The following is an 808-nucleotide window of genomic DNA, read 5'->3' as shown; positions in this document are numbered from 1 at the left end:
ATCGGAGGCTGTCCGCTGGGAGTGGCTGTTGCATAGTCCTACGGAATTTAAGATCGATGCGGTAAAGAAAACGTTGTCTACAGATAATAAGACCAAAGGATGGGTGGCTGTGACACAACTTTTTGGAGGACACGTTTTTACGCTGTCCCAAACGGATCGTTTTGTAGTGCCGCCCGCCATCACCGGAGCAGAGTATCCCAACCAGTGGCACTTGACTGCACGGGTTGACGGTTGTTCTGCCACCCGTTTCCTGGCTATAATTCAGGTAGGAGATGAGGCTGTTTCTATTATTAACCGTGACGGTGATACCTTTAACGTAGGCGACTGGACGATCAAAGCGGTTTTGGATGCTTCCAAGGCACCGGAACTGACAGTGAGTCATCGCACCGAACAAGCGGTATTTAGTTATGGAACAGACAATCCTGCGTTGAATGGCAATTTTTACTCTCGACAATATACGGGTTCCTCGTTGCTTTACGACGAGATAGACGGAGCTTATCAGGTGGTAGAAATGACCGACCGGAGTCCTATATCTACCCGGGTAGTAAATCAATGATAAACAATGAAACATAGTGAATATAAATAACAAACAGAATATGATGAAAAGTAGAATTATTTGCATTTTGTTGCTTCTTGTCGGTGTATCCGGCATTTATGCCCAGAGTTTGACCGTTACCGGTAAGGTGGTGGACAACGAAGGCTTGGAAGTGATTGGAGGAAATGTGACCGTGAAAGGAAAACAAAACACGGGTACCATTACCGATATCAATGGTAAATACACCATTACCGTTAGTGATCGGCAGAAAGA

General features: G+C 45.5%; 1 protein-coding gene and 1 pseudogene. Both read left to right on the top strand.

Translation table 11 applies throughout. The features are described from left to right. A pseudogene (locus tag AB5935_RS25885) lies at positions 1-556 on the top strand (heparinase); the annotation flags it as partial. 40 nt (positions 557-596) lie between these two features. Next, positions 597-808 (top strand): hypothetical protein (locus tag AB5935_RS25880; RefSeq protein ID WP_368327860.1); only part of this gene is annotated, 212 nt, incomplete at its 3' end.

It is taken from the genome of Phocaeicola sp. RTP21198st1_B8_RTP21198_201120 (genome assembly GCF_040929485.1).
Taxonomy (GTDB): Bacteria; Bacteroidota; Bacteroidia; order Bacteroidales; family Bacteroidaceae; genus Phocaeicola; species Phocaeicola dorei.
This window is presented reverse-complemented; position numbering and strand designations above follow the sequence as displayed.